This is a genomic window from Mycobacterium sp. 1245852.3 (assembly GCF_001669335.1).
GTDB lineage: Bacteria > Actinomycetota > Actinomycetes > Mycobacteriales > Mycobacteriaceae > Mycobacterium > Mycobacterium europaeum_A.
Map to the genome: position 1 here is coordinate 1 of NZ_LZLL01000006.1, position 5,051 is coordinate 5,051.

Annotated in this window: 4 protein-coding genes; all 4 read right to left on the reverse strand. The window is 69.7% G+C overall.

Features of this window, described 5'->3' with window-relative positions:
• Positions 1-1,474 (reverse strand): adenylate/guanylate cyclase domain-containing protein (locus tag A9W96_RS00115; protein WP_156765054.1); only part of this gene is annotated, 1,474 nt, incomplete at its 3' end.
• Positions 1,475-1,566: 92 nt separating this feature from the next.
• A complete protein-coding gene (locus A9W96_RS00120) occupies positions 1,567-2,700 on the reverse strand; it encodes an amidohydrolase family protein (RefSeq protein WP_067137221.1) in 1,134 nt (377 codons plus the stop codon).
• 9 nt (positions 2,701-2,709) lie between these two features.
• The gene (locus A9W96_RS00125; protein ID WP_066878157.1) at positions 2,710-4,062 is read right to left on the reverse strand and encodes a glutamine synthetase family protein; all 1,353 of its coding nucleotides are present in this window, start codon (positions 4,060-4,062) and stop codon (positions 2,710-2,712) included.
• Between the two features lie 57 nt (positions 4,063-4,119).
• Positions 4,120-5,001 carry a TIGR03854 family LLM class F420-dependent oxidoreductase gene (locus tag A9W96_RS00130; protein WP_067137223.1) on the reverse strand — a complete coding sequence of 294 codons (882 nt, stop codon included), beginning with the start codon at positions 4,999-5,001 and terminating at the stop codon, positions 4,120-4,122.
• Positions 5,002-5,051: the final 50 nt, after the last annotated feature.

Genomic DNA, 5,051 nt, shown 5'->3' on the forward strand with positions numbered 1-5,051 from the left:
TGGTCGCCTCGGTGAACGCGGTGAAGCCGTGCAGGTCGGCCATCAGCACCGTGATGTCGGTGATCGCACCGCCGAGGCCCGCCTGATCGGGATCGGCGAGCAGGGCCGTCGCGACCGCGGGTGACATGTAGCTACGGAACAGTCCATCGAGGTTCTGGTAAAGCCGGGCGTTCTCCAACGCGATCGAGGACTGCATGGCGAACGACCACAGCAGGGCGCTGTCGGCATCGGAGAAGGCGCCATCCGGTGCACGCGCCTCGATCACGCCCGCGACCTGGCCCTTCACCATCAGCGGCAGCTCGAGGACGGTGCCCTGCGGTGCGGTCGACTCCGACCCGTCGGCCGCGCCGTCGTCGAAGTAGAGCTCGCCGGCACGCACCCGAGCCAGCCGGAAATGGTTGCCCGGGAACGCGTCGGAGAGGGCGACCAGCACCCGATTGAGCAGGGCGTCCTCGTCCTGAATGACGCTGGATTCCTGGCCCAGCGCGACGAGTTCGCCGAGCTTGCGCACGCGTTCGCGTTCGGCGCCCAGGGCTTCCGCGCCGCGTTTGAGGACCGCCACCTGCTGCTCGGTGAGTTCGAACCGGTCGGCGAGGGCGGCGGCGGCAGCGCCGGGCGGAACCTGCTCGCCCCGCTCCCGGCGTTGCAACATGTCGACCATCGTCTCCAATGCCGCCGTGTAATCGCGGCGCAGGCCGGCGATGGTCTGTTGGGTGGCGAGTGCGTCGAAAAGACCTCTGACGGTGCCTTCGCGGCGGAACTGGACCCGCGCGCTGTAGGCGATGAAGCAGAAGGCCATCGTCATCAGCACGTGCCACAGCCACCAGGAGGCATGCCAGCTCATCCCGAACGCGAGGGCCACCGCCGCCTCGGACAGCAACGTGAACGCGGTCAGCACCGAGATCACGACCACCGCGGGACGGCGCCGGTAGACCGGCAGGTAGGCAAGCGCGGCGAGGGCGAACAGTGCGGCGCCGACCAGCGCGCAGGCCTGTTCCACGCGTTGCACCAGCTCCTGGTTCGGCAGCCGGTCGAGCAGTCCGAACAGGACGGTCACCGCGCAGGCCGCCATCAGCGCTCCCACCGTCACCGCCAGGGCGGGGCGCATCGACCAGAGGCGGGCGCTCCTGGCCGGGTCGAAGGTGATCGACGAGGCCAGCGCCACGAGCCCGGCCAGCACCAGGCCCACTCGGGTCGGCAACATGAAGTCCGCATCGGAGGTGTCGAACAGGACCCCCGGCGTGAAGACGGCGTGCACGCCGAAAAAGCCGGCCGTCGTCATGAATACGAGCGACACCAGCCAGAGCCGGGCGTCGTCGCGCGCGCGTGACGCCCGCGCGATCAGGGCGCCCAGCACGACGCTCACGGCCGAGGCGGTCAGCACCAAGATGAAATGGGCCACCCGGTTGTCCCATTCCAGGTCGACCTTGGGTATGCCCAGCAGCAGCCATAACGCGAGCATGGGCAGCGCCATGTGCATCACCCAGTTCGCCGTGCGCAGCCTCGATCCCCGGCGAACGCCCCGCGGCCTGCGTCGCCGGCAGTCGGAGGGCTTCGAACGGGCGATCACGGCCGGCCGCCGCGATGCGTCAGCCGGTAGATGCGGGCGGCGTTCTCGCGGGCGATGAGGTCGACCACCCGGATGGCGTCCGGTTCGCTCCACTCGCCGCGGTCCACAAATTCGCCGAGTACCCACTCCATGCCCCTGCGCCACAAGATCGCGCCGAGGAAATGCAGCTCCGGCGGACCGAATCCGTCCGACGAATAGAGGATCTTGGAAAACGGCGCCATTTCCAACAGACGCGCAAGGAACGCCGGTGACCGCGCCCCCAGGTAATTGACGCTCAACCCGCCATCGACATAGACGTTGTTGAACGCCTGGGCCAGATAGCCGGCCTCGCGCTCGTAGGGGTAGCAGTGCAACAGCACGATCGGCACGTCTTTCGTGCTGCGCAGGAAGTCAAGCAGCAGCAGCGGATTGGCCTGGTGCAGATCGCAATCGCGGTCGCCGAACCCGACGTGGAACTGCAGTGGCTTGCCCAGTCGCAGTGCCTGGTGCAACCCGAACCGCAGCAGCACCCTGTCTTGTAACCGGGTACCGCCGCGGTCGCGCCAGCGGCTCGCGGCTTCGGCGACCTCGGCCGGCGACGGAGCGCTGAGGTCGCCCTCGAACCCGCCCCGGTACGCCAGAATCGACTTGATGCCGACCGCGCCGGCCGCGCGCCGGTGCAAGATCTCCCCGAACGCCGCCGCGTAGTCGCCGCGGGCTTGCGCCGCCTGCTCGGCCACCTCCTCGAGCCGCACCACCTCGCGCGCATCACCGCCGGACAGCCGGGCCATATCCGCGACTCCGGCGACACCGCCACCACCGATCCCGGTATCCACCAGCCACTCGCTCACCCCGGCGGCCGACAAGAACAGCCGCGCCAAGTCATGCTCGTCGAACTGGCTACGGCGCTCCCAATACTCTTGCGGGTCAACGTGTTTGGACAAACCCAGGACGGGAGCGCAATGGGCGCGCACCGCGAACCCGAGTTGAGAGTCGAAACCCGGATGGGTAATGGGTTCGCTGTTGGCCTCGTTGAGCGCGTTCTCGAATCGCGGCCGGTCTGCCGGCGCCAACCAGCATCCGTGGACATGCTGATCAATCAGCGCCAGACCGCCGATGTGCTGGGCCAGGGCGCGAGTGTCGGAGACCATGACCGGCCGTCACAGGCTCCAGGCCATGCGGAATTTGTCCGCCAACTGCTCGGGCGCCAGGTCGCCGTAGCGCTCCCGCTCCAGGCGGCGCACCGCGACCACCATGTCGACGGCCGGATCGCCCAGGATGCGGCGCATCACCTCCGAACCGTCAAGCGCCGCAATCGCTTCGGCCTGCGAATCGGTCAGCCGCACGATACCGTCGCGCACCCGGTCGGATTCGGGCACGGTGGCCGGGTCGATCGTGACCTCCGGTGGCAGCGTCGTCTGGCACTTGATCCCGTCCAACGCCAGGCCGAGGATGGCCGCCGACGCCAGATACGGGTTCGCGGAAGGGTCGACGATCTTGACCTCCACGTTGCCGCCGCGCGGGGTGCCGGGCCCGCCGGTGACGAACCGCACTGCGGCCTCCCGGTTTTCGGTACCCCAGCAGGCGTAGGCGCCGGCCCAGTTGCCCGGCCGCAACCGCAAGCCGGACACGATCGACCCGCACAGGACGCCTTGAGCTTCCGGCAGTCCGTGCACCAGACCCGCGACCGCGCTCTCCCCCGCGGCCGTCATGCCCTGGCTCGCGTCGCCGCCGCAGAACAGCGGGCCTTCCGGCGTCGACAGTGAGAAGTGCTGATGTGCACCGGATCCCGCGCCCTCGACGAAGGGCGCGGGCGACAGGCTGATCCGCAGCCCGTGCCGACGCGCCGCGCGCCCGATGATCAGCCGCATCAGTATCAGCTGATCGGCGGCGGCCACCGGGGCCTGCGGCGAGAGCGAGATCTCGAACTGGTTGGCGCCGTATTCGGGGTGGAACTGTTCGATCGCGATGCCGGCCCCCGTCGCCGACCCGATCACATCGCGAACGAACGCCTCGTGTTCGAGCACACCGGCCAGGCCGTACTGCGCCCACAAGGTCGACGGCAGCCGGGCGCCGTCCGGGCCGACCAACAGAAATTCGATTTCGTGCCCGACCGCGGCCTCGATGCCGGCTTCGGCGAGCGCCGCCTCGACGCGCCGCAGCGTGCCACGGCTGCAGGTCGGCACCGGGGTGCCGTCCTGCTCGAAAAATGCGGCGGGCGCCCACGCCAGCCCGTCACCCACAATGCGCAACGCCGACAGATCGATCCGGAGGCGCTGGTCCCCCACCACGCCCGCATCGGCGGTGAAGGCGATCCCGGTCTGATCGATGGCGAACGCATGCCAGGACGGGCTGGCCCCCAGGCCGGGATCCGCGAACGTGTCGGTCCGCCGGATCGGGACCGTCTTGGCCAAGGTGAGCCCGGCCGGATTCACCACCGTGCCGATGACCGTGTCGACGCCCTCGGCCTCCAGCTGCGCGATCGCCGCGGCGGCGAGCGGTGTGCCGGTCATGGCAGCCATTCTCCCCACCTCGCACCGACCCGGACGGCTAACGGCGTCACCGCACGCTCAGTTCTGCCGGCCGACGAGTTCGGTGACGAAGCGATCGAGGAAACCGTCCCCGGGTGCCTTGCCCACCGGCCGGATGACGAATTTCGTCAGGCCCGCCTCGAGGTAGGCGTCCAGCTGCCGGTGCAGCCGATCCCACCCGGCGGCGACGAGCTCGCCGGGGTCCCGGTCCGGGCGGCGCCGGTGCACGGCCGCGGCCAACTCCGCGGGCAATTCCCCGTCGGCTACGGCCAGGGAGATGCCGAAGTGGTCTGGCTCGATGCTGCGGCCGGCGTGCGCGGCGGCTCGCTCGATCGCCTCGCGCCCGGCCCGCGCCTCGGCGGGGGTGAGGAAACTGCCCAGCCAGCCGTCGCCGAGCGCGCCGATGCGCCGAAAGGCGGCCGGCGCCGAGCCGCCCACCCAAATATCAAGCGGCGGTGATGGTTTCGGTGCGACGGCCACGTCGGTGACGCTGAAATATTGGCCGGTGAACGTCGTCGAATCCTCCACCAGCGCCGCGCGCAACAGCCGCAGCGACTCGTCGAACACCGCCGCGCGCTCGCCGTCGGGGACCACGAAGACCTCGCGTTCGGCCGGTATCGCCGAACGCAAGCCGAACACGGGAAGAACCCGTTTGGGCGCGACGGCCGCCAGCGACGCCAACTGCTTTGCCACCAGCACCGGATGCCGGCCCGGAAGCACGGCCACCGAGGTCCCCACCTTCAACCGGGTCGTCCGGGACAGCGCGTACGCCATGCCGACCATCGGATCGACCGCCGGGGAGTACACCAGTTCGGAAAACCACAGCGAGTCCACCCCGTTCGCCTCGAGGTGATCCACGATGGCGGCCAGTTGATCCGGCGCGGTATCGGCACCCAGGCCGACGCCGAAGCGAATCTTCACCGCCGCCTCCCTCCGAGCTCCCTCACCCACACCGCAACATCGGCGGCGCG

Excerpts from the sequence above, each read along its gene's own strand:
- A9W96_RS00120 (WP_067137221.1), bottom strand. The coding sequence starts at position 2,700 with ATGGTCTCCGACACTCGCGCCCTGGCCCAGCACATCGGCGGTCTGGCG.
- A9W96_RS00125 (WP_066878157.1), bottom strand. The coding sequence starts at position 4,062 with ATGACCGGCACACCGCTCGCCGCCGCGGCGATCGCGCAGCTGGAGGCC.